A 21,606-nucleotide genomic window follows, 5' to 3' on the forward strand; every position below is an offset into this window, starting at 1 on the left:
ATCAATGTGCGGTGTACCAATCTTTGCCGATTGCACCGTCTGCACGAAGTTTAACCTTCATTTGACATGCGTTTTCCATTTCCTCAGTCACGATTTCAAGCACTTTTTTTGAATCGGCTTCGCTTGCTTCAACGATAAGTTCGTCGTGCACCTGCAAAATCAGGCGTGCGTCAAGTTTTTCATCGTCAAGTCGCTTATCCACCTTAATCATTGCGATTTTGATAATATCGGCAGCCGTGCCCTGAATCGGCATATTTCTTGCAATTCGCTCACCTGCCGCCTTAACCATATGATTGGTTGCATTGAGTTCAGGCAAATATCTGCGACGCTTAAACAAAGTTTCGCTGTATCCCTTTTCTCTTGCAAGGTCAATCACATGGGTCATATATTTGTTTACTCCGCTGTATGTTGCAAGATAATTGTCGATATATTCCTGCGCTTCCTTGCGTGAAACGCCGATATCTTTTGCAAGGCTGAACGCACCGATGCCATAAACAATACCGAAGTTGACAGCCTTTGCAGATGAACGCATTTGTTTTGTGACAAACTCCTCAGGCATATTGAACACCTGTGCAGCGGTTGAAGTGTGAATATCCGCACCGCTGTTGAAAGCGTTAATCATATTTTCATCATTTGCAAGGTCGGCAAGAACACGCAGTTCAATTTGGCTGTAATCGGCATCAACAAGCACATCACCGTCTTTGGCAATGAAAAACTTTCGCATTTCTCTGCCGAGTTCGGTACGAATAGGAATGTTTTGCAAATTCGGTTCAAGTGACGAAATTCTGCCAGTCCTTGTTTCAACTTGATTGAAAGATGTGTGAATTCTGCCGTCCGATTGAATAGCTTTTAGCAAGCCCTCGCAATAAGTTGACTTCAATTTTGTTAAGGTTCTGTATTCCAAAATGCAGTCGATAACAGGGTTTTCGTTGCGCAAGCCCTCAAGCACTTCTGCATTTGTTGAATAACCGCTCTTTGTCTTTTTCTTGCACGGCAAGTCTAAATCCTCAAAAAGTGCAACGCCCAACTGCTTTGGTGAATTGATATTGAATTCGTGACCGACAAAGCCATAAATCATCTCCGTCAGTTCATCAATTCGTGTTGACAACCTTTTGCCGAAATCCTCAATGCCCTGCTTGTCAACAGCAAAGCCCTCGATTTCCATTTTTGCAAGAACCCGTGCAAGCGGAAGTTCGATTGTGTTGAGAAGTTCGGTTTGATTTGCCTCTTGAAGAAGCAAATTTGTCTTTTCAAAAAGCGGCATAAGAACCGAAGCGTTGACTACTCTTTCATCACTGCCTCCGAGAGAATTTTTATATTCGGGAATTGCAACACCATACTCCAAGCAAAGATGGTCGATTGAATAATTATTGTCAGACGGCTTGAGAAGATACGCCGAAAGCATAAGGTCTCCGCAGACATTTTTACACTCAACACCCAATTCCTTTGCAAGACGGTGAGAATACTTTGAATTATATGTGTATTTTTTGCAATTTTCATTTTCAAAAAACTTGCGAACAAAACACTTAAATTCCGGAGTTTCGCTCGGCATAACGATAATTTGGTCACCAAACGCAAAATACAAATCGGTCACCGAATTGTCAACAATTTCAGGATAGTAATAAGCGTCATTATCACCGATTTTTTCGAGCAAATAATCGGCGTCAACGCAGGTTAATCTTTCAAGTTCACGAGGTGGAACTTCCTCCTCGGCGGTTGCAACAACTGCGTCATTTGCGTTGAGATTGAATCTGTCCATAAGGCTGAACAGTTCGAGTCTTGCGAACTCGGCAGCCGCACCTTTTTTGTCACCGTCATTAAGTTTGTAATCGTTTATATCGGTATCAATCGGCGCATCGGTTACAATTTCACCGAGTTTAAGCGAAAGATAGGCATTATCTTTATCATTTTTAAGTTTGTTGCGAACGCCCTCTTTTATGTCGATTGTGTCGATATTTTCATAGATATAATCAATAGTTTTGAAGCGAGAAATGAGGTCGAGCGCAGTCTTTGGTCCGACACCCTGAACACCCGGAATATTATCAGAGCTGTCGCCCTGCAAAGCCTTGACTTGGATGAGGTCAATCGGTTCTACACCGTACTCTTCAAGAATTGCCTTTTCGTCCATAATATCGGTACTCTTTGTTCTTGCAAGGAGCACCTTAACTCCGTTGTGAGCAAGTTGTAAACTATCTCTGTCGCCTGTAGCAAGGAAACAAGCATCGCCGTTTTCTCTGCAAACCTTTGCAAAAGTGCCGAGAATATCATCGGCTTCCCAACCCTCACATTCTACGGTTTTGATACCCAAAAGGTGCAAAATGTTCTTGAGCACAGGCATTTGAGAGCGGAGTTCATCAGGCATTGCGTGTCTGCCTGCTTTGTAACCGTCATACATCTTGTGTCTGAATGTCGGTGCGTGCAAATCAAAAGCAACCGCAACCGCATCGGGCTTGCACATATCTTCAAAGCGAAGCATCATATTCAAAAATCCGTATATAGCATTGGTATAATCACCATGCTTTGTTGTGAGAAGTTTTATTCCGTAAAATGCACGATTGATTATACTGTTGCCATCAAGAACCAATAAAGTCATATCAATACCTCAAAAAATTAATTCTTTATATTATAACACATAACGGATTTGTTTACAATAATAAAACACCCGAGTATAGTTCTACGGTGCATTGTGTCTGATATACAAGTAATACATTCTAAATACTTTTCATTATCCCCTCAGTCACCTGCGGTGACAGCTCTCCTTACCTCAAGGGGAGCCAAAAACCATTTTGAAAAATTTTTGTGCTTCAACCCATATTATCCACAGTAAAAAGGAGCCGTAAAAAACAGCTCCTTAAAAGATATTTTTATTCAAATTTATTTCTTTGTTACAACGGTTTTGGTACTGCTCCAAGCGCTATAATACTTTTTACCGTTAACAACCTTATATGCTCTCACTCTAAAGCGGTATTTAGTTTTTGACTTAAGTTTTTTTACATTAAATGCGGATGAGCTTGTATTTGCAATGGTTTTCCAACCACTGCCTGTTTTTCTTTGAAGCTGATAGCCGTTGGCACCCGAAGCCTTGCTCCAGCTTAGTTTAACACTTTTTCGTGCGATTTTTGATGCTTTAATTTGTGACGGCTTTGGAACACTTGGCTTGTATGAAAGTTCAAAATCATATGTTCCGTCAAAGCCTGCGCCTGATGAATATTCATATTCTCCAACCAAATAATATTCGCCAGGATTTAGTGATATATCAAAAAAATTATAAAACTTATCAGTTGCTGAACTATAATAATAGTTTTCAGAACTTTCTGCAGTCCAAACATAATTATTTACATCATTAGTTCTGTAAATGAAATAATGTGTTCTAAAATTTCGACTCGCAAATGCGTATTGTTGTGCTTCGGATTCTATTTTGAATGTAACAACACCCTTTGCAGGAACTGAAAAGCGAAACACATCATAATAACGTGTACTACCCCACGAATCTTCTGCTTTGTATTCACTTGTGGAGCATGACTCTGTATATACAGTATCAAGCTCAATATCCTGTGCATAATCCAACCATCCACCTGCAAAGGCGGTAGTGCCTGTTCCGGCAACAACACCGAAAAGCATTACTGCAGACATTAACAAACTGACAAATTTTTTCATGATAATTACCTCTTTTCTTTTGTTAGTTTTATTATATGACATATTGTCATAATTGTCAAGCAAAAAATATGACATAATGTCATTGGGTGATATTGTGGGTAATAATTTGAAAAAATTAAGAAAAGAAAAAGGCTTAACCCAAATTGCTATGCAGATGCAAACAGGGATTGAGCAGGCACTTATCTCAAAATATGAAAACGGTGAAAGAATACCTCCGACAGAGACATTGATTCTATTGGCAGATTTTTTTGACACAAACATAGATTATTTACTCGACAGAACAGATAACCCAAACAAAGTAAAATAATAAGCCCCCGAAGGCGCGAGCCTTTGGGGACTTTTATTTTGTAATTAAACAAGCTCGATGATGCACATCTCTGCAGCATCGCCTCTACGAGGACCTGTTTTAATTATACGAGTGTAACCACCGTTTTTATCTTCATACTTTGGAGCAATTTCATCAAAAAGCTTTTTAACAACATCTTCCTTAGTAACATAAGCAAGAGCCTGTCTTCTTGAGTGAAGTGTGTTCTCCTTGCCGAGAGTAATCATTCTGTCGGCCATAGCACGAACTTCTTTAGCTCTAGTAACGGTTGTTTCAATTCTGCCGTTTTCAAGAAGATAAGTAACCAATCCTCTAAGCATAGCCTGTCTGTGGTCGGTTGGACGACCGAGTTTTCTGCTACCTGGCATTGAAATTCCCTCCTTTAGTCTTCTTCCTTGCTAAGTTTGAAACCAAGAGAAGCAAGCTTACCAATTACTTCATCAAGTGACTTACGACCAAGGTTTCTGACTTTCATCATATCGTCTTCAGATTTGCCAATCAAATCCCCTACTGTGTTGATGCCTGCTCTCTTCAAGCAGTTGAATGAACGAACTGAAAGGTCAAGTTCTTCAATAGTCATCTCAAGTACCTTTTCTTTTCCGTCATCGTCTTTTTCAACCATGATTTCAGCGTTGCCCATTTCTTCAGAAAGGTCAACAAAAAGGTTAAGATGCTCGTTGAGAATCTTAGCGGCAAGCGAAACAGCTTCGTCTGCCGGGATAGTTCCGTCAGTTTCAACATCAAGGATGAGTTTGTCAAAATCAGTTTGTTGTCCTACACGAGTATTCTCTACTGTGTAATTAACCTTTAATACAGGTGTATAGATAGAGTCAATGGCAATAGTGCCGATTGGGAGTTCCATAATTTGCTTATTTCTGTCGCAAGGAACATATCCTCTACCGTTGTCTGCTGTGAGTTCCATAACAACTTCAGCGCCTTCATCAAGATAAGCGAGATGAAGCTCTGGATTCAAGATTTCAACGCTGCCGTCGTGTTCGATATCAGCAGCTGTGATTTCGCCCTCGCCCTTTGCATTGATGTAAAGAGTCTTAGGTTCTTCATCGTGAATCTTGAGGATTACATTTTTGAGGTTAAGAACAATTTCAGTAACATCCTCTTTTACGTGAGGAATTGTTGAAAATTCGTGTTGTACACCGTCAATCTTTACAGAAGTAATTGCGTAACCCGGAAGTGATGAGAGAAGAACTCTTCTCATTGAGTTTCCGAGAGTTGTGCCGAAGCCTCTCTCAAGAGGTTCAACAACAAATCTGCCTACGCTTCTGCTTCCCTGAGTAGATAAATCTACTATTTCGATATTAGGCTTATCAATTTCAATCATCTAAAAGCCTCCTAAATATATAGCTTTGTTTTCGCTAAATAACAAACCAATATAATCAGCTTATTATTTAGAGTAGAACTCAACGATTAAGTGCTCTTCAACAGGTGTTGCGATTTCTTCTCTTTCAGGAACTGCAACAACCTTTGCTGTCATAGCGGCTGAATCTGCGTCAATCCACTTTGGAACAGGACGAGAAGCATTTGATTCAACAAGAGTCTTAAACTCATCTGTTGACTTGCTTGTATCCTTAACAGCAATAACATCACCAACTTTAACGAGGTATGATGGGATATCAACCTTTGAACCGTTAACGGTGAAGTGAGCATGATTTACGAGCTGACGAGCCTGTGCTCTTGAGCTTGCAAAGCCGGCTGTGTAAACGATATTGTCAAGACGGCTTTCGCAAAGTTGAAGAAGGTTTGTACCTGTAACGCCTTCCTTACGCTCAGCCATAAGGAAATACTTATGGAACTGAACTTCGCTTACACCATAATATCTACGAGCAGACTGCTTTGCACGAAGCTGCAAACCATATTCTGAAGTCTTTTTACGATTTTGACCATGCTGGCCAGGTGCATATGAGCGACGCTCCAATGCACATTTGCCTGTATAACATCTGTCGCCCTTGAGGAAAAGCTTTTTTCCTTCACGACGGCAAAGCTTACAAGCAGGTCCTGTATATCTTGCCATATCAAGTAACCTCCAATAAATTATACACGACGTCTCTTTGGCGGACGACATCCGTTATGTGGGATAGGAGTAACATCTTTAATAAGACTTACATCGAGGCCTGCTGACTGAAGTGCTCTGATAGCTGCTTCACGACCTGCGCCCGGACCCTTAACATAAACTTCAACAGTTTTCATACCATGCTCTGTTGCAATCTTAGCTGCAGTTTCTGCTGCCGTCTGTGCTGCGAACGGAGTTGATTTCTTTGAACCACGGAAACCCATTTCACCGGCTGAAGCCCATGATACTGCGTTGCCCTGTGTGTCGCTGATTGTTACGATAGTATTGTTGAAGGTTGACTGAATATGAGCAACACCACGCTCAATATTCTTCTTCTCACGTCTTTTGCGTGGAGAAGCTGTCTTCTTAGTAGCCATACTGAATATTCCTCCTACTTTACTTCTTCTTGTTTGCTACGGTTCTCTTTGGACCCTTGCGTGTTCTCGCATTGTTCTTAGAAGTCTGTCCTCTTACAGGAAGACCCTTGATGTGGCGAGTTCCGCGGTAGCAACCGATTTCTTTAAGTCTCTTAATATCGAACGCAACTTTTCTTCTCAAGTCACCTTCAACATCAAGGTTATGAGTGATGTAATCGCTAAGCTTCTTTACATCTTCTTCTGTTAAATCTCTGCAACGTGTGTCTGGATTAACGCCTGTTGCTTCGATGATCTTGTCTGAAGTTGTTTTGCCTATACCGTAAATATAGGTAAGACCGATTTCAACTCTCTTGTCATTAGGTAAGTCAACACCTGAAATACGTGCCATACTACAGTTTACCTCCGATTATTAGTTCAGGATTAGCCCTGACGCTGTTTGTGCTTTGGATTTTCACAGATAACCATTACTTTTCCATTGCGCTTAATAACTTTGCACTTATCGCAAATTTTCTTTACAGAAGGTCTAACTTTCATTTGAATATCCTCCTTAAATTTACTTTGAACGCCAAATGATACGACCCTTAGTTAAGTCGTACGGTGACATTTCCATTGTTACCTTATCACCGGGAAGAATGCGAATGTTGTTCATTCTGAGCTTTCCGCTGATATGGGCTGTAATAATGTGGTCGTTTTGCAACGCTACCTTGAAAGTTGTGTTAGGTAACAATTCAACCACAGTACCTTCAACTTCTATCATATCTGACTTAGACATCATTTTACCTCGCTAATTATATTAGTATGATGTTGTTTCTATCTGGAATCACATTACGGCGTAATCGCCTGCAATTCAACTCGCCTACCGTTAAGCCCTTGTCAAGATAACCGGACCGTTTGATGTAATGGCAATGGTGTGCTCAAAGTGAGCTGCCGGTTTGCCGTCACAGGTCTTTACAGTCCATCCGTCAGAGAGCTGTTTAACCTTATAGGTTCCCAGATTTATCATCGGTTCAATTGCCAATGTCATTCCGGGTGATAGTCGGATACCACGACCTGCGTGTCCGAAGTTCGGTACGCTTGGTTCTTCATGAAGTTTTGTGCCAACGCCGTGACCTACAAAGTCACGAACAACACCATATCCACGAGCTTCGCAATATTCTTGTACAGCGTGGCCTATATCGCCGATTCTGTTGCCCGGGACAGCAGCTTCGATTCCCTTATAAAGAGATTCTCTTGTTGTGTCCACCAGCCGCTTTACCTCGGGAGAGCAAGTCCCGCAGATAAAAGTAGCAGCATTGTCGCCGTTATATCCGTGCTTTGCAGCACCCAAGTCAATAGAAACGATGTCGCCATCTTTTATAACTCTATCTTTACTTGGAATACCGTGGATTACTTCATCATTTATAGATATACATGCGGTAGCAGGATATCCGCCATAGTTCAGGAAATTAGGGGTAGCCCCACATTTCTTGATAAAATCATAAGCGATTTTATCAATCTCCCATGTTGTGACACCGGGTTTAACGGCTTCACCTGCCACCTGTAATGCCTGAGCCGAAATTATACAAGCTTCTTTCATAAGCTCGAGTTCACGACTGCTTTTTAGCACTATCATGTTAATCCTCCAATGCGGCAAAAACGAGCTTTGTTGTATCAGCTACATCTTCTTGACCTTCAACAACCTTAAGCTTACCGAGATTCTCATAAAATCCTTTAAGCGGTTCTGTCATCTTGTGATATTCAACAAGACGGTCAAGAACAGTCTGAGGAGCGTCGTCTTTACGCTGAATCAATTCTCCGCCGCAAGCATCGCAAATTCCGTCTACCTTTGGTTTTTTGTACTCAATATGGTAGGAGTTTGCACACTTTGAGCAAACGCGGCGTCCGGACATTCTCTTTGTAATAGCTTCATCCGGTACTTCAATATCAATAACTTTATCAATATCTACACCGCTGTCAAGCAAAGCCTGAGCCTGCGGAATTGTACGAGGGAATCCGTCGAGAATAAATCCGTTTTTACAATCATCGTCATTAAGACGATCCTTGATAATTCCGATAACAACTTCATCAGGAACGAGCTGACCGGCATCCATATAACTTTTAGCCTTAAGACCCATCTCTGTGCCGTCCTTAACAGCGGCACGGAGAATGTTACCCGTTGAAATTGCAGGAATATTTAATTTTTCACAAATCTTTTCTGCTTGAGTACCTTTGCCGGCACCCGGAGCTCCTAAAAGAATAAGTTTCATATCATAAATCCTTTCGATTAATCAAGGAAGCCTTTATAATGACGCATAACCATTTGTGACTCTAATTGACGAACTGTCTCAAGAGCAACACCAACCAAGATGATGAGTGATGTACCACCCATTGTAATGGACATACCGCCTGTGGTGTCCGGAGCGTCGGTGAGAGGCTTGATAGCAGCATCGCAAATAAGTGAGTAAATGATTGGGAACAACGCAACTACAGAAATCATCAACGCACCGATGAGGGTGAGTCTTGAGATGATTCTCAAAATGTAGTCTGATGTTGGTCTACCCGGACGAATGCCAGGGATAACACCGTTGTTCTTACGAAGATTATTTGCCATTTCGATTGGGTTGTACTGAATTGTACTGTAGAAATAAGCAAAGAAAATAATCAAAATGAAGTACATTCCTGCATACCACCATGAGTCACTCTGGAAAGCCTTAAAGAACTTCTCCCAGAAAGTGCCTTCATACTTACTGCTTGCAAGGAACATCTGAACTGTACCAGGAAGAGAAAGTATTGATGAAGCGAAGATGATTGGAAGTACGCCTGACATATTAACCTTGATAGGCATATGTGTATTTTGACCGCCATACATCTTTCTGCCGACAACACGCTTTGCGTATTGAATAGGAACTCTTCTTTCAGCATTGTCGAGCAATACGATATACGCAATCATAAGAATGAAGATTACGCATACAACAGGAACGAGAACTTTATAAACAGTTCTGCCTGTTGAGATATATTGGAACAACTGCTTAATAATTGTTGGGAAACGAGATGCAATTCCGGCAAAGAGGATGATAGAAATACCATTACCGATGCCCTGAATTGAAACCTGCTCACCGAGCCACATAATAACAGCTGTGCCGGCTGTAAGAACAGCAATAATTACTACTGCTTGGAATACAGCGTCAAAGCCTGTGTATGCAGCACCGCTTGCATCAGTTGCAAGCAAGTTGTTGGCACGAAGATAGAAGAAATATGCAAGTGACTGAAGCAAACCAAGTGCGACAGTCAAGAATCTTGTGATTGCAGTAATCTTCTTTCTGCCTTCTTCGCCTTCCTTTTGGAGATTTTCCAAAGCAGGAATGGCAACTGCCAAGAGCTGAATGATGATTGATGAGTTGATGTACGGAGTGATTGACATAGCGAAGATAGTTCCGTATGTGAAAGCACTACCTGTCATCAAGCTCAAATAAGTCATAATTGTGTTGCCCTTACCAACGTCGATTTCGTCAACGATATTTACGAACGGAACAGGGATAACCGAACCGATTCTGAAAATAAGAATGATAAAAGCAGTAAACAAAAGCTTTTTTCTGATTTCCGGGATTTTGAATGCATTAATGATGGTTTTAATCATTTACTGCACCTCCACCGTTCCACCAGCTGCTTCGATTTTTGCCTTTGCGGACTCAGAAATTGCGTCAACCTTTACAGTCAAAGACTTTGTGATTTCGCCCTTACCGAGAACCTTTACGCCATCAAGTGTCTTCTTGAGAAGACCACAAGCTACAAGGCTTTCTGCGTCAACAGTTGCGCCTGCTTCAAATCTCTTTTCAAGGTCTGAAACATTTACAGTAGCGTATTCTGTTGCAAAGATGTTGTTAAAACCTCTTTTTGGAACACGTCTTTGAAGTGGCATCTGACCACCCTCAAAGCCAGGTCTTCTGCTGTAACCTGAGCGTGCCTTTTGACCTTTGTGACCCTTACCGGCTGTCTTACCCTGGCCTGAACCTGCGCCACGACCAATTCTCTTGACTGCCTTCTTTGAGCCATCTGCAGGAGAAAGTTCATGTAATTTCATTTGAGCACCTCCCCTTATTCTTCTACGATTGTAACAAGGTGAGAAATCTTCTTGATTTTACCTTGTGTTTGTGCGTTATCAGGTTGTTCTGTAACGTTACCGATCTTGCGTAGACCAAGTGAGTGAGCGGTAGCAATTTGATCCTTCTTGCAACCAATTAAGCTCTTTGTAAGCTTGATTTTCATAAATCAAATTCCTCCTTAACCTACTATTTCCTTAACGCTCTTGCCACGTACAGCTGCAACTTCTTCAGCAGTTCTGAGCTGGCTGAGGCCGTTGATTGTAGCTCTTACTACGTTGCAAGGATTGTTTGAACGGATAGCCTTTGTACGAATATCCTTGATACCTACTGTTTCAACAACAGCACGAACAGGTCCACCTGCGATAACTCCGGTACCCTTTGGAGCCGGCATAAGGAGAACCTCGCCTGCGCCAAACTTACCTTTGATTTCGTGAGGAATTGTTGTTCCTCTGAGTGAAACCTTAATTACATTCTTCTTTGCATCTTCGATACCCTTACGGATTGCATCAGGAACTTCGCCTGACTTACCGATACCGAAGCCTACAAGTCCGTTACCGTCACCAACAACTACGAGAGCTGCGAACTTAAAAATTCTACCGCCCTTTACAGTCTTTGATACACGATTGATAGTAACTACTCTTTCTTCAAGTTCCATTGAAGATACATCAATTTTATTGTTCATAATAATTAATCTCCCTTCCTTAGAACTCAAGTCCGCCTTCACGAGCGCCTTCTGCAACAGCAGCTACACGACCGTGATATACGTAACCGCCACGATCGAATACGCATTCCTTGATGCCCTTCTCTGTGGCTCTTTCTGCTAATTTCTTACCAACAGCCTTAGCTGCCTCAACGTTACCGCCGTACTGTGCAAAGTCCTTTTCAACTGTTGAAGCCTGAGCAAGTGTTACACCTGCAACGTCGTCAATAAGCTGAACATAGATATTTGCAAGGGAGCGATATACGTTAAGTCTTGGACACTCAGCAGTACCGCTGATCTTACCGCGTACACGAACGTGACGCTTCTTTCTTGCGATGTTAGAATCTTGTCTTGAAACCATTGTAATTCACTCCTTTCTTTATTTCTTACCTGCTTTGCCTTCTTTACGGCGAATATGCTCTTCAGCATACTTAATGCCCTTGCCCTTATATGGCTCCGGTGGTCTCTTTTCACGAATTTGTGCTGCGAACTGACCAACAGCCTGCTTGTCTGCACCGCTAATGATGATAGCGTTTGCGCTTGGGCATTCTACCTTAACTCCTTCCGGAGCTTCCATAATAACCTGGTGTGAGAAACCGAGGTTCATTGTAAGAGTATTGCCTGAAGCTGATACTCTGTAACCAACGCCGTTAACTTCAAGGTTCTTCTTGAAGCCCTCTGTTACACCTGCAACCATATTTGCAACAAGTGCTCTGTACAAGCCATGCATAGCTCTGTGATCCTTGTCGTCTGATGGTCTTGAAAATGTAATCTCGCTGCCTTTGATTGTAACTGTGATGTCCTTGTTAACATCCTGAGTAAGAGTACCGTTTGGTCCCTTAACGGTTACAGTGTTTTCTGCGTCTACTGATACTTCAACGCCGGCAGGAATTACGATAGGCTTTAAACCGATACGTGACATCCTAACTGCACCTCCTTACCAAACAAATGCTAATACTTCGCCGCCAACGTTTTGCTTGCGAGCTTCTCTGTCTGTCATTATACCTTTTGATGTTGAAACGATTGCAATGCCGAGTCCCTTCATAACCTTTGGCATATCCTCTACATTTGAGTAGATTCTAAGGCCCGGCTTAGAAACTCTGCGCAAGCCGGTGATAACCTGTGATTTGTTCTCACCGTACTTGAGTGTTACACGAATAACACCCTGCTTTTCGTCTTCGATTACTTTATATGATGCGATATAGCCTTCATCAAGAAGAATCTGAGCGATTGCCTTCTTCATATTTGATGCAGGAATATCTACTGTTTCGTGTTTTGCTGAGTTCGCGTTACGAATTCTTGTAAGCATATCAGCGATTGGGTCTGTAATATGCATTGATATTTCCTCCTTATAAATTTAGCAATTCTCGATTTACCAAGATGATTTTTTAACTCCAGGAATCTCACCCTTGTGAGCAAGTTCTCTGAAGCAGATACGGCATATACCGTACTTACGAAGATAAGCATGAGGTCTACCGCAGATCTTGCATCTGTTGTATTCTCTTGTTGAATACTTTGCAGGCTTTTGCTGCTTAACTTTCATTGATGTCTTTGCCACGATAATCCCTCCTTACTCTGCAAAAGGAGCGCCCATAAGTTTAAGGAGCTCTCTTGCTTCTTCGTCTGTGTTTGCTGTGGTAACCATAATGATGTCCATACCACGAACCTTGTCAATCTTGTCGTAATCGATTTCAGGGAAAATCAACTGCTCTTTGATACCCATAGCATAGTTGCCACGACCGTCAAATGAGTTTGGATTGATACCTCTGAAGTCACGAACTCTTGGAAGTGAGAGATTGAAAAATCTGTCGAGGAATTCATACATTCTTTCGCCTCTGAGAGTTACCTTTACGCCGATTGGCATACCTTCACGGAGCTTAAAGTTAGCTACCGACTTTTTAGCCTTACATACGATAGGCTTTTGACCTGCGATTTGTGTGAGGTCATTAATGATAGAATCAACTACCTTTGAATTTTCACGAGCTTCGCCGCATCCAACATTGATTACAATCTTGTCAAGCTTTGGGATTTGCATAACAGAATCGTATTCGAACTTCTTCATCAATGCAGGAGCAACTTCAGAACTATATACTTCTTTAAGTCTTGCTGCCATTTGTTATGTCCTCCCTTTCTTAAAACTCGTTTCCGCATTTCTTGCAAACACGGATGCCGCCCTTTTTGTGGCCTACTCTTGTAGACTCATTGCACTTAGGGCAAACTAATTGAACTTTTGATGCATAGAGAGCAGATTCAACCTCTACAAGTCCGCCTGTCTCGCCAACCTTTGATGGCTTGATGTGCTTTGTAACAATGTTTACCTTCTTAACGATAACCTTGTTCTCAGCAGGACTTACAGCGATAACCTCGCCCTGAACGCCCTTTGACTTACCGGAAAGTACCTGAACGGTATCTCCTGTCTTAACAAACATTTTCTTCATCTTGTGCACCTCCATTAAAGTACTTCCGGAGCGAGAGAAAGAATCTTCATGTAATCTTTTTCACGAAGCTCTCTTGCTACGGGGCCAAAAATACGGGTGCCTTTAGGAGTTTTATCCTCCTTAATAATTACGGCAGCATTTTCGTCAAAACGAATATACTGACCATCATCACGACGTACACCTTTAGTTGTACGAACGATGACTGCTTTAACAACTTCGCCCTTCTTAACGATACCACCCGGAGCAGCCTTTTTAACAGATGCTACGATGACATCACCAATGTTGGCGTATCTTCTGCCTGAACCGCCAAGTACACGGATGCAAAGGATTTCCTTAGCGCCTGTGTTGTCGGCAACCTTCAAACGACTTTCTTGTTGTATCACAGTGTTTACCTCCTTCGTACTGCAAAATAACACTTTGCTAAGTTGCAGTTATTATTTTTTTGACTAAATTAATAGACTTTCTAATATTCTTAAAAGCTGTAAATCGTAACGATTATTTAGCCTTCTCGATAATTTCAACTACACGCCAATTCTTATCCTTGCTCATTGGACGACATTCCATAATCTGAACCTTATCGCCAACGCCGCATTCGTTTTTCTCGTCGTGTGCCTTATACTTAACAGACTTATCAACAATCTTATTGTAAAGAGGGTGCTTAACTCTGTCTTTGATAGTAACAACTACTGTCTTGTCCATCTTGTCAGATGTAACAACACCAATCATAGTTTTTCTGAGGTTTCTTTCCATTAATCAGTTACCTCCTTATTAGGAATTAGCATTTTCAAGTTCGATAGCTCTCTCAACTGTCTTGATACGAGCGATATCTTTCTTGACTGCTTTAATTCTCATAGGGTTTTCGAGCTGATTGATAGCCTGCTGGAAATGAAGATTGAAAAGTTCTTCTTTAAGCTCAACGAGCTTCTTAGCTCTCTGCTCTGCAGAAAGTTCTCTGATTTCTGATGCTTTCATTACTGCTCTCCTCCCTCTTCTTTTTTAACAAACTTACATTTTACAGGAAGCTTGTTTGCTGCAAGTCTCATAGCTTCACGAGCAACATCCTCGCTAACGCCTGCAAGTTCAAACATAACCTTTCCCGGTTTAACTACTGCTACCCAGTAGTCAACATTACCTTTACCTTTACCCATACGAGTATCGGCAGGTCTTGCTGTGATTGGCTTGTCTGGGAAAATCTTAATCCAAACTTTACCACCACGCTTTGTGTAACGGGTCATAGCGATACGGGCTGCTTCGATTTGAGCTGCTGTAATCCATGCTGGCTCTGTTGTTGCAAGACCATACTCACCGTATGATACCTTATTTCCTCTTGTAGCCACACCTGTCATACGACCTCTGTGTTGCTTTCTGTGTTTTACACGCTTAGGTAAGAGCATTATTTATTTCCCCCTTCCTTGCGATTTGTTCTTCTTCTCTTATTGCGAGATTCTCTGAGAACTTCGCCCTGATAGATCCATACTTTAACACCGAGTCTGCCGTATGTTGTAGCAGCTTCTGCTGTGCCGTAGTCGATGTCAGCACGGATTGTTTGTAGAGGAATTGTACCCTCCTTATAAGTTTCAGATCTTGCGATTTCAGCACCGCCGATTCTGCCTGAAACCATAACCTTGATACCACGAGCACCAAGTCTCATTGTGTTTCTGATTGCACCCTTAACTGCTCTTCTGAATGCAACTCTGCGTTCGAGCTGCTGAGCAATTGACTGTGCTACCAAAGTAGCATTAACGTCAGGCTGCTTAATCTCAACAATGTTGATGAATACTTCGGAAGGATCCTTGCCGAGCTTCTTTGCACAAGTTGCCTTGAGCTTTTCAATCTCTGCGCCCTGCTTACCGATAACCATACCAGGCTTTGCACAGTGAATGTTGATTCTAACTCTCTTAGTATCTCTTTCGATTTCTACCTTTGGAACACCTGCGCTGTAAAGTGACTTCAACAAATACTGACGAAGATTATAATCTTCAACAAGAATGTCGCCGAATTCGCCTTTCTTTGCATACCAGCGAGAGTCCCAGTCTTTAATAACGCCGATTCTTAAACCGGTTGGATTACATTTCTGTCCCATTTAACTTTTCCTCCTCGCTTAGTCTTCCATTTCCTTGAGAACAAGGGTAATGTGTGATGTTCTTTTGTTAATTCTGTATGCTCTGCCCTGAGCTCTTGGCTGAATTCTCTTGAGAATTGGGCCCGGAGCGACATGTGCTTCGCTTACATACAATCTTGTTACGTCCATATTGTAGTTATTCTCAGCGTTTGCCATAGCTGACTTGAGAACCTTTGATACAGGCTCTGTTGCAGCTTTTGGTGTGAACTTAAGAATAGCCATAGCCTTGTCTGCAGGTTGGTTTCTGATAAGATCAAGAACGATCTGAACCTTTCTCGGAGACATACGAACATAAGTTGCTTTTGCTTTTGCTTCCATCATAAATCTCCTTTCAATTACTTACCGGTCTTTGTGCCTGCGTGGCCTCTGAATGTTCTTGTCGGTGCAAATTCACCGAGCTTGTGTCCAACCATATCCTCTGTAACATATACAGGAACATGCTTTCTTCCGTCGTGTACAGCAAATGTGTGACCTACGAATTCAGGGAAGATTGTTGAACTTCTTGACCAAGTCTTAATAACTTGCTTGTCGCCTTTTTCGTTAAGAGCTTCAACCTTCTTGTAAAGACTGTCTTCAACGAATGCGCCTTTTTTAGTACTTCTACTCATTTAATCTTCTCCTTTCCTCTTACTTGCTGTTTCTGCGACGAACGATCATCTTGTTAGATGCCTTCTTCTTGTTACGTGTCTTATAACCAAGAGCAGGCTTGCCCCATGGAGTACATGGACCCGGACGACCGATAGGTGACTTACCTTCACCACCACCGTGAGGGTGATCGTTAGGGTTCATTACAGAACCACGAACTGTTGGTCTCCAACCCATGTTACGCTTACGACCGGCTTTACCGATTTTAACGTTTGCATGGTCTGAGTTGCCTACTGCACCGATTGTTGCGATGCACTGCTTTGGAACATTTCTCAACTCGCCTGAAGGAAGTCTGAGAAGTGCATAAGGACCTTCGAGAGCCATAAGCTGTGCGCTGTTACCTGCTGAACGAGCAAGCTGAGCACCGTTGCCCGGATAAAGCTCTACGTTGTGTACGATTGTACCAACAGGGATATTTTCGAGTGGAAGAGCGTTACCAACTACGATGTCTACATCAGTACCTGCAACAACTGTTGCACCTACTTTAAGACCTTCAGGAGCTGTGATGTAGCTCTTTACACCGTCCTCATATTGAATAAGTGCAATATGAGCTGATCTGTTTGGATCGTATTCGATAGTCTTAACTTCTGCAGGAACGTCAAACTTGTTTCTCTTGAAGTCAATTACACGATACTTTCTTCTGTTTCCGCCACCGCGATGACGAACAGTGATTCTTCCGTATGAGTTACGACCTGACTTCTTGTTCAATGGTTCAAGAAGTGATTTCTCAGGAGCAACTTTTGAGAGAGAAGAATAATCAATAACCGACATATTTCTTCTTGAAGGGGTAGTCGGCTTATAATTTCTAACTGCCATTATAATCTCCTTACCATGAATAACTTTGCGAAAGGATGGCACCTTTCATACCTCATCATTCATTTGTTTCTGTTGCTTATATATAATAGGTATATATTACTTATTATATTGTGATTACATCATATCACTGAAGAATTCGATTTCTTTTGAATCTTCTGTCAAGGTTACGATAGCCTTCTTCCAAGATGGAGTGTAGCCAACGTTGTAACCCTGTCTGCGCTTGCGACCACGAACGTTCATTGTGTTTACCTTAGCAACCTTTGTGCCAGGGAAAGCTTCCTCAACTGCCTTAGCAATTTCAATTTTGTTTGCAGTCTTTGCTACCTTGAAGGTATATTTCTTTTCCATAATGCCCATCATTGAGTTTTCAGTGATGATTGGCTTAAGGATAATATCCTGTGCTGCTTTCATTATGCGTATACCTCCTCAATTTTCTTTGCTGCGTCCTTGAGAACAACGAATGAATCGCAATTAAGAATGTCATATACACAAAGTGTGTTAACTGTAACAACCTTAACGCCTTCGATATTACGAGCACTCTTGTAGATTACTTCATCTACACCGTCTGTAACGATGAGTGTCTTCTTTGCAGCCTTAAGCTTTGCAAGCATTTCAACTATAGCCTTTGTCTTGATGCCTTCAAGCTCAACCTTGTTTACTACCATCATTTCTTCATCAGCAACTTTTGTTGACAAAGCTGACTTCATAGCAAGTCTTTTTACTTTCTTGTTAAGTTCAACCTTGTACTTTCTTGGCTTTGGACCAAGAGCGATACCACCGTGTGTCCACTGTGGAGATCTTGTTGAACCCTGACGAGCACGACCTGTGCCCTTTTGTCTCCAAGGCTTTGCACCGCCACCGCTTACTTCTGAACGAGTGAGAGTTGACTGTGTTCCTTGTCTTTGGTTAGCAAGATAGCTAACTACTGCTAAGTGCATTGCGTCAGCGTTTGGTTCGATACCGAAAACTGAATCAGCAAGCTCTAATTTGGAAGTCTTTCTTCCTTCTTGGTTATAAACCTGAACCTGTGCCATTTATACCTCTCCTTTCGTTAAGCTTTTACTGCGTCAGCAATAACAACGATTCCGCCCTTAGGACCAGGGATTGCACCCTTGATTGCGATAAGGTTTGATTCTGCATCAACCTTAACAACCTTGAGGTTTTGAACTGTTACTGCTTCGTGACCGTAGTGACCTGCCATCTTCTTGCCCTTGAATACTCTTGAAGGGCTTGAACAAGCGCCAAGTGAACCTGCGTGACGGTGGTTAGGACCTGTACCGTGGCTCATACGGAGTCTTGCGAAGTTCCAACGCTTGATTGCGCCGGCTGTTCCGTGACCCTTGCTTGTTCCCTTAACATCTACAACATCGCCTGCAGCGAAAACGTCTGCTTTGAGGATGTCGCCGACATTCATTTCTGAGATGTCGTCAAGACGGAATTCTTTGAGTGTTTTCTTTGGAGCAACGTTTGCTTTGTCGAAGTGACCCTTCATAGGCTTGTTTACTCTTGCAACCTTAACGTCGCCGAAACCAACCTGAATTGCTTCGTAGCCATCGTTTTCCATTGTCTTCTTCTGGGTAATCACACATGGACCAGCTTCAACTACTGTTACAGGAACTGCGTTGCCTGCTTCGTCGAAGATCTGAGTCATGCCGATTTTCTTACCGATAAGACCTTTCTTCATTTGTATTTCCTCCTTTGGTTATTGGTTGGGTACCCCCAACATGACCTCAACCGTTTTTGATTTGAATTATTTTGTTTTGATTTCCAAATCTACGCCGGCTGGGAGCTCAAGACCCTGAAGAGCTTCAATTGTTTTGTTTGAAGGTCTAAGGATGTCAATGAGTCTTTTGTGTGTTCTTTGTTCAAACTGCTCACGGCTGTCCTTGTACTTATGAGTAGCACGAAGGATTGTAACCTTTTCAATCTCTGTTGGAAGAGGGATAGGACCGCTTACCTGAGCGCCTGTTCTCTTTGCAGTTTCAACAATCTTTTCTGCAGCCTGATCAACAATGCTGTGATCATAGCCTTTAAGTCTGATTCTAATCTTGACTTTACTTGCTGCCATTTTAATTCCTCCATTGAAATTTAGTGGTGCGAGTTCTAATCCTTAACCACGAAGCCGTGTGTTTCCACCCCTCTGTATTTAAAAGCCGAATGAAATATTCATCCGGGCGCAGAATGAGCCTACACACGCAGGCATTCGCAAGTTACCTGTCGTAGTCTTAGCTTAGATTAGTTTCGCCCGTGTTTAAAACTCGGACATACTCCGTTGAAATTACCGCCGGGTTCAGCGCAACCTCCAACATCATCGCATATCATGTTGTGCAGTCAAACCGTATATGTTATATATAATATATAACTTCAATATACGCAGTTCACCACACGTGCGACTATTATAATATATAGGGGTGTCAATGTCAAGGCTTTTTTAAAACTTTTTTAAATATTTTTCGGCTGTTTTTACAAATTTTATTTTTAAAGTTTGTTAGATTTGCACAAGGCAAAATTTAAACTATATATTGTAGTTCTCGTACGCTTCTATACTATATACAGTAAAAGAAGTGGCAGGTTACCCTACCACTCCAATTAATTCTTATTTTTTGGACCCTTGCCTGTTTTTTCTTCATAAACAGCAGCAACTTCTTCTGCTGTGCCCTGGGCAATAATTTTGCCCTTTTGAAGAAGAATTGCACGGTCGCAGATTGCAAGAACCTGGTCGATGCTGTGAGAAACAAACAATACGGTTACACCGTGGTCAAACATTGACTGAACTTTTGCAAGAGATTTGCGTCTGAACTTTGCGTCACCAACCGACAAAACTTCGTCAAGGATGAGAATATCAGGCTCAACTGCCGTTGCGATTGAGAAGCCAAGACGGGATCTCATACCCGAAGAATAGTTTTTAAGCGGAACATTGATGAAATCGCCAAGTTCAGAGAAATCAATAATATCCTGAATCTTTGTGTCAAGGAATTCTCTGCTGTATCCGAGAATCGCACCGTAAAGATAAATATTCTCTTTACCTGTATACTCAGGGTCAAATCCTGCGCCAAGTTCAATAAGCGGAGCCATAACGCCGTGCTTTGTTACCTTACCTGCCGTTGGCTTATATACGCCGACGATTGCCTTGAGGAGCGTACTCTTGCCCGCACCGTTAAGTCCCATAATAGCAAGACGCTCACCCTTTCTAACCTGGAAAGTGATGTCATCAAGAGCCTTAAACTTAGCGACCTCGATATTGCCCTTTATTTTACGAATAACAAATTCCTTTAAGTTGTCAACCTTCTGCTTGTTAAGAATAAATTCCATATCGATATGGTCAACATCGATAACAACAGGACGGTCGTCAATTTTTTCCTCTGCTTGATTAGTTTCCGGAATAGCAGTATTGTCAATATTCTTTTCCATATTTCAACCTCTTTTTCTCACTGCAAGGCTATACAGCATAGCTTTAATGATAGTTTTATATTAATAATATCTAATATCTAAATATAAATATATAGGTATAAGTTTAACGTTGACTGTCACGTTTCATTTTCAATGTAACACAGGCAAACGCAACAAAGATTATAGCGAGTATTCCCGCACATGTCAATACGGAGTTGAACGAATCATCAACCCACCTCAAGAACACATCCACAAGATACGTTGGATAAATAACCAATGTTTTTGTTAATTTCACTATATATATAGCCAATGCCACAATCAAATTCATAACAGCCGATGACGAAAACGCATACGACAAAGACCTTGTTGCGCGATACTTTCGTGATGTGCCCGAGAATATGGCAATCACCAATCCTATACCCGCAATCAAGCAAACAATTATCACTATACTGCATACGGTTTTTGACAAATTGCAAAAGCTCTTAACCTGTCGCATATAACCAAAGCTTGTAGCTTTTGCGGTATAATTCGCAACTTGCTGAGCAAAGGTGTCAACCGCAGTATCCTTTACGGTTTCTTCTATCTCAATGCCTTGGGTGCTTACCATATCGTTTACGCTCGCAGCCACATCATCCTTGAATTGGCTGAGCAATCCCGAATAACTTTCAGCGGTGAACTCCTGCGAATTGCCAAGTTCACCATAAACATAGGCATTTTCTAAATTATATATTTTATCATAAGTAATAGTGGTGTCTAAAAAATCGTCAGGCAAAGAATTATTAAAGCACAAATCACGTGTAAACTGCAACACATCATCCTTGACGTCTGCAATATACGACGGTTGAGTAAATTCTTTTATAAATGTATTGGGATTGGCTGTGACTGACAAAAACACAGTGCACAAAGCAACCAATGTGACACACAAATACAAAAGAAACGAAAGCACCGACCTTTTTTTGCTGCGAGAAACTGCGTCCTTATTCATA

36 protein-coding genes are annotated in these 21,606 nt (G+C 41.8%); 1 reads left to right on the forward strand and 35 read right to left on the reverse strand.

All coding sequences use genetic code 11. The annotated features are described in order from the left end of the window. Position 1 precedes the first annotated feature (1 nt). Both polA and Q0E03_RS05810 read right to left on the reverse strand, forming a co-directional pair. Positions 2-2,593: a DNA polymerase I gene (gene polA, locus Q0E03_RS05805; protein WP_297130332.1), complete on the reverse strand. Its 2,592-nt coding sequence runs from the start codon at positions 2,591-2,593 to the stop codon at positions 2-4. A gap of 281 nt (positions 2,594-2,874) precedes the next feature. Beyond that, positions 2,875-3,633 carry a fibronectin type III domain-containing protein gene (locus tag Q0E03_RS05810; protein ID WP_297130334.1) on the reverse strand — a complete coding sequence of 253 codons (759 nt, stop codon included), beginning with the start codon at positions 3,631-3,633 and terminating at the stop codon, positions 2,875-2,877. Positions 3,634-3,733: 100 nt separating this feature from the next. Between Q0E03_RS05810 and Q0E03_RS05815 the strand changes: the two genes are divergently transcribed. Beyond that, positions 3,734-3,964: a helix-turn-helix domain-containing protein gene (locus Q0E03_RS05815; RefSeq protein ID WP_294836803.1), complete on the forward strand. Its 231-nt coding sequence runs from the start codon at positions 3,734-3,736 to the stop codon at positions 3,962-3,964. A gap of 44 nt (positions 3,965-4,008) precedes the next feature. Here the strand turns inward: Q0E03_RS05815 and rplQ are convergent, their stop codons facing one another. From rplQ to Q0E03_RS05980, 33 genes are all read right to left on the reverse strand, one after another. After that, positions 4,009-4,350 (reverse strand): 50S ribosomal protein L17, encoded by a 342-nt coding sequence (gene rplQ / locus Q0E03_RS05820; RefSeq protein WP_177664973.1) that lies wholly within the window; start codon positions 4,348-4,350, stop codon positions 4,009-4,011. Positions 4,351-4,364: 14 nt separating this feature from the next. Next, entirely contained in the window at positions 4,365-5,321 is a 957-nt protein-coding gene (locus Q0E03_RS05825) for a DNA-directed RNA polymerase subunit alpha (RefSeq protein WP_294836802.1), read from the reverse strand. Positions 5,322-5,384: 63 nt separating this feature from the next. Continuing rightward, entirely contained in the window at positions 5,385-6,011 is a 627-nt protein-coding gene (rpsD, locus tag Q0E03_RS05830) for a 30S ribosomal protein S4 (protein ID WP_297130339.1), read from the reverse strand. Between the two features lie 20 nt (positions 6,012-6,031). Then, positions 6,032-6,427, reverse strand: coding sequence for a 30S ribosomal protein S11 (gene rpsK, locus Q0E03_RS05835; protein ID WP_078768205.1), 396 nt, complete (start codon positions 6,425-6,427; stop codon positions 6,032-6,034). Between the two features lie 19 nt (positions 6,428-6,446). Next, positions 6,447-6,815, reverse strand: coding sequence for a 30S ribosomal protein S13 (gene rpsM, locus Q0E03_RS05840; protein WP_177664968.1), 369 nt, complete (start codon positions 6,813-6,815; stop codon positions 6,447-6,449). Between the two features lie 32 nt (positions 6,816-6,847). After that, the gene (gene rpmJ, locus Q0E03_RS05845; RefSeq protein WP_021951166.1) at positions 6,848-6,961 is read right to left on the reverse strand and encodes a 50S ribosomal protein L36; all 114 of its coding nucleotides are present in this window, start codon (positions 6,959-6,961) and stop codon (positions 6,848-6,850) included. Between the two features lie 19 nt (positions 6,962-6,980). Further along, positions 6,981-7,199 carry a translation initiation factor IF-1 gene (gene infA / locus Q0E03_RS05850; RefSeq protein ID WP_078768207.1) on the reverse strand — a complete coding sequence of 73 codons (219 nt, stop codon included), beginning with the start codon at positions 7,197-7,199 and terminating at the stop codon, positions 6,981-6,983. 90 nt (positions 7,200-7,289) lie between these two features. Next, the gene (map, locus tag Q0E03_RS05855) at positions 7,290-8,039 is read right to left on the reverse strand and encodes a type I methionyl aminopeptidase (protein WP_297130343.1); all 750 of its coding nucleotides are present in this window, start codon (positions 8,037-8,039) and stop codon (positions 7,290-7,292) included. Between the two features lies 1 nt (position 8,040). Then, positions 8,041-8,673, reverse strand: a complete 633-nt coding sequence (locus tag Q0E03_RS05860) for an adenylate kinase (RefSeq protein ID WP_177664964.1) — start codon at positions 8,671-8,673, stop codon at positions 8,041-8,043. Between the two features lie 17 nt (positions 8,674-8,690). Then, positions 8,691-10,043 carry a preprotein translocase subunit SecY gene (gene secY, locus Q0E03_RS05865; protein ID WP_297130346.1) on the reverse strand — a complete coding sequence of 451 codons (1,353 nt, stop codon included), beginning with the start codon at positions 10,041-10,043 and terminating at the stop codon, positions 8,691-8,693. Further along, a complete protein-coding gene (gene rplO, locus Q0E03_RS05870) occupies positions 10,044-10,487 on the reverse strand; it encodes a 50S ribosomal protein L15 (RefSeq protein WP_294836797.1) in 444 nt (147 codons plus the stop codon). A 14-nt stretch (positions 10,488-10,501) separates the two neighbouring features. Beyond that, positions 10,502-10,672, reverse strand: a complete 171-nt coding sequence (gene rpmD / locus Q0E03_RS05875) for a 50S ribosomal protein L30 (protein WP_078768212.1) — start codon at positions 10,670-10,672, stop codon at positions 10,502-10,504. Between the two features lie 15 nt (positions 10,673-10,687). Beyond that, entirely contained in the window at positions 10,688-11,191 is a 504-nt protein-coding gene (rpsE, locus tag Q0E03_RS05880; RefSeq protein WP_078768213.1) for a 30S ribosomal protein S5, read from the reverse strand. Between the two features lie 19 nt (positions 11,192-11,210). Then, complete coding sequence (rplR, locus tag Q0E03_RS05885; protein ID WP_078768214.1) at positions 11,211-11,570, reverse strand: 50S ribosomal protein L18; 360 nt, start codon at positions 11,568-11,570, stop codon at positions 11,211-11,213. A gap of 18 nt (positions 11,571-11,588) precedes the next feature. Beyond that, positions 11,589-12,131 (reverse strand): 50S ribosomal protein L6, encoded by a 543-nt coding sequence (gene rplF / locus Q0E03_RS05890; protein ID WP_297130351.1) that lies wholly within the window; start codon positions 12,129-12,131, stop codon positions 11,589-11,591. Between the two features lie 15 nt (positions 12,132-12,146). Continuing rightward, positions 12,147-12,545, reverse strand: coding sequence for a 30S ribosomal protein S8 (rpsH, locus tag Q0E03_RS05895; RefSeq protein ID WP_078768216.1), 399 nt, complete (start codon positions 12,543-12,545; stop codon positions 12,147-12,149). A 36-nt stretch (positions 12,546-12,581) separates the two neighbouring features. Further along, on the reverse strand, positions 12,582-12,767 hold the full coding sequence (locus Q0E03_RS05900; RefSeq protein ID WP_078768217.1) for a type Z 30S ribosomal protein S14: 186 nt from the start codon (positions 12,765-12,767) through the stop codon (positions 12,582-12,584). Between the two features lie 12 nt (positions 12,768-12,779). Further along, the gene (gene rplE, locus Q0E03_RS05905) at positions 12,780-13,322 is read right to left on the reverse strand and encodes a 50S ribosomal protein L5 (protein WP_297130354.1); all 543 of its coding nucleotides are present in this window, start codon (positions 13,320-13,322) and stop codon (positions 12,780-12,782) included. 19 nt (positions 13,323-13,341) lie between these two features. Beyond that, positions 13,342-13,647, reverse strand: coding sequence for a 50S ribosomal protein L24 (gene rplX / locus Q0E03_RS05910; RefSeq protein WP_294836795.1), 306 nt, complete (start codon positions 13,645-13,647; stop codon positions 13,342-13,344). A gap of 14 nt (positions 13,648-13,661) precedes the next feature. Further along, entirely contained in the window at positions 13,662-14,030 is a 369-nt protein-coding gene (rplN, locus tag Q0E03_RS05915; RefSeq protein WP_078768219.1) for a 50S ribosomal protein L14, read from the reverse strand. A 112-nt stretch (positions 14,031-14,142) separates the two neighbouring features. Continuing rightward, the gene (gene rpsQ / locus Q0E03_RS05920) at positions 14,143-14,397 is read right to left on the reverse strand and encodes a 30S ribosomal protein S17 (RefSeq protein WP_294836794.1); all 255 of its coding nucleotides are present in this window, start codon (positions 14,395-14,397) and stop codon (positions 14,143-14,145) included. A gap of 18 nt (positions 14,398-14,415) precedes the next feature. Next, positions 14,416-14,619: a 50S ribosomal protein L29 gene (gene rpmC, locus Q0E03_RS05925; RefSeq protein WP_078768221.1), complete on the reverse strand. Its 204-nt coding sequence runs from the start codon at positions 14,617-14,619 to the stop codon at positions 14,416-14,418. After that, positions 14,619-15,041, reverse strand: coding sequence for a 50S ribosomal protein L16 (gene rplP / locus Q0E03_RS05930; RefSeq protein WP_078768222.1), 423 nt, complete (start codon positions 15,039-15,041; stop codon positions 14,619-14,621). Before rplP ends, rpmC begins: the two co-directional genes overlap by 1 nt. Further along, positions 15,041-15,730, reverse strand: coding sequence for a 30S ribosomal protein S3 (gene rpsC / locus Q0E03_RS05935; RefSeq protein WP_294836793.1), 690 nt, complete (start codon positions 15,728-15,730; stop codon positions 15,041-15,043). The genes rplP and rpsC overlap by 1 nt, the downstream gene beginning before the upstream one ends. 18 nt (positions 15,731-15,748) lie before the next feature. Beyond that, positions 15,749-16,087, reverse strand: coding sequence for a 50S ribosomal protein L22 (gene rplV / locus Q0E03_RS05940; RefSeq protein WP_178667029.1), 339 nt, complete (start codon positions 16,085-16,087; stop codon positions 15,749-15,751). Positions 16,088-16,104: 17 nt separating this feature from the next. Then, a complete protein-coding gene (gene rpsS, locus Q0E03_RS05945; RefSeq protein ID WP_078768225.1) occupies positions 16,105-16,377 on the reverse strand; it encodes a 30S ribosomal protein S19 in 273 nt (90 codons plus the stop codon). A 19-nt stretch (positions 16,378-16,396) separates the two neighbouring features. Continuing rightward, entirely contained in the window at positions 16,397-17,230 is an 834-nt protein-coding gene (gene rplB / locus Q0E03_RS05950; RefSeq protein WP_294836792.1) for a 50S ribosomal protein L2, read from the reverse strand. Between the two features lie 114 nt (positions 17,231-17,344). After that, complete coding sequence (rplW, locus tag Q0E03_RS05955; protein WP_177664947.1) at positions 17,345-17,641, reverse strand: 50S ribosomal protein L23; 297 nt, start codon at positions 17,639-17,641, stop codon at positions 17,345-17,347. Beyond that, positions 17,641-18,264, reverse strand: a complete 624-nt coding sequence (rplD, locus tag Q0E03_RS05960; protein ID WP_297130358.1) for a 50S ribosomal protein L4 — start codon at positions 18,262-18,264, stop codon at positions 17,641-17,643. The genes rplW and rplD overlap by 1 nt, the downstream gene beginning before the upstream one ends. Before the next feature lie 17 nt (positions 18,265-18,281). Then, positions 18,282-18,914 carry a 50S ribosomal protein L3 gene (gene rplC, locus Q0E03_RS05965; RefSeq protein WP_294836788.1) on the reverse strand — a complete coding sequence of 211 codons (633 nt, stop codon included), beginning with the start codon at positions 18,912-18,914 and terminating at the stop codon, positions 18,282-18,284. A gap of 66 nt (positions 18,915-18,980) precedes the next feature. Then, positions 18,981-19,298 (reverse strand): 30S ribosomal protein S10, encoded by a 318-nt coding sequence (gene rpsJ / locus Q0E03_RS05970; RefSeq protein ID WP_078768230.1) that lies wholly within the window; start codon positions 19,296-19,298, stop codon positions 18,981-18,983. 521 nt (positions 19,299-19,819) lie between these two features. Then, the gene (locus tag Q0E03_RS05975) at positions 19,820-20,641 is read right to left on the reverse strand and encodes an ABC transporter ATP-binding protein (protein ID WP_367270234.1); all 822 of its coding nucleotides are present in this window, start codon (positions 20,639-20,641) and stop codon (positions 19,820-19,822) included. A 103-nt stretch (positions 20,642-20,744) separates the two neighbouring features. Continuing rightward, complete coding sequence (locus tag Q0E03_RS05980) at positions 20,745-21,605, reverse strand: hypothetical protein (RefSeq protein ID WP_297130362.1); 861 nt, start codon at positions 21,603-21,605, stop codon at positions 20,745-20,747. Between the last annotated feature and the right edge of the window lies 1 nt (position 21,606).

Origin of the sequence: uncultured Eubacterium sp. (assembly GCF_934525195.1) — a bacterium.
In the GTDB taxonomy this organism is placed as follows: domain Bacteria; phylum Bacillota; class Clostridia; order Oscillospirales; family Acutalibacteraceae; genus Eubacterium_R.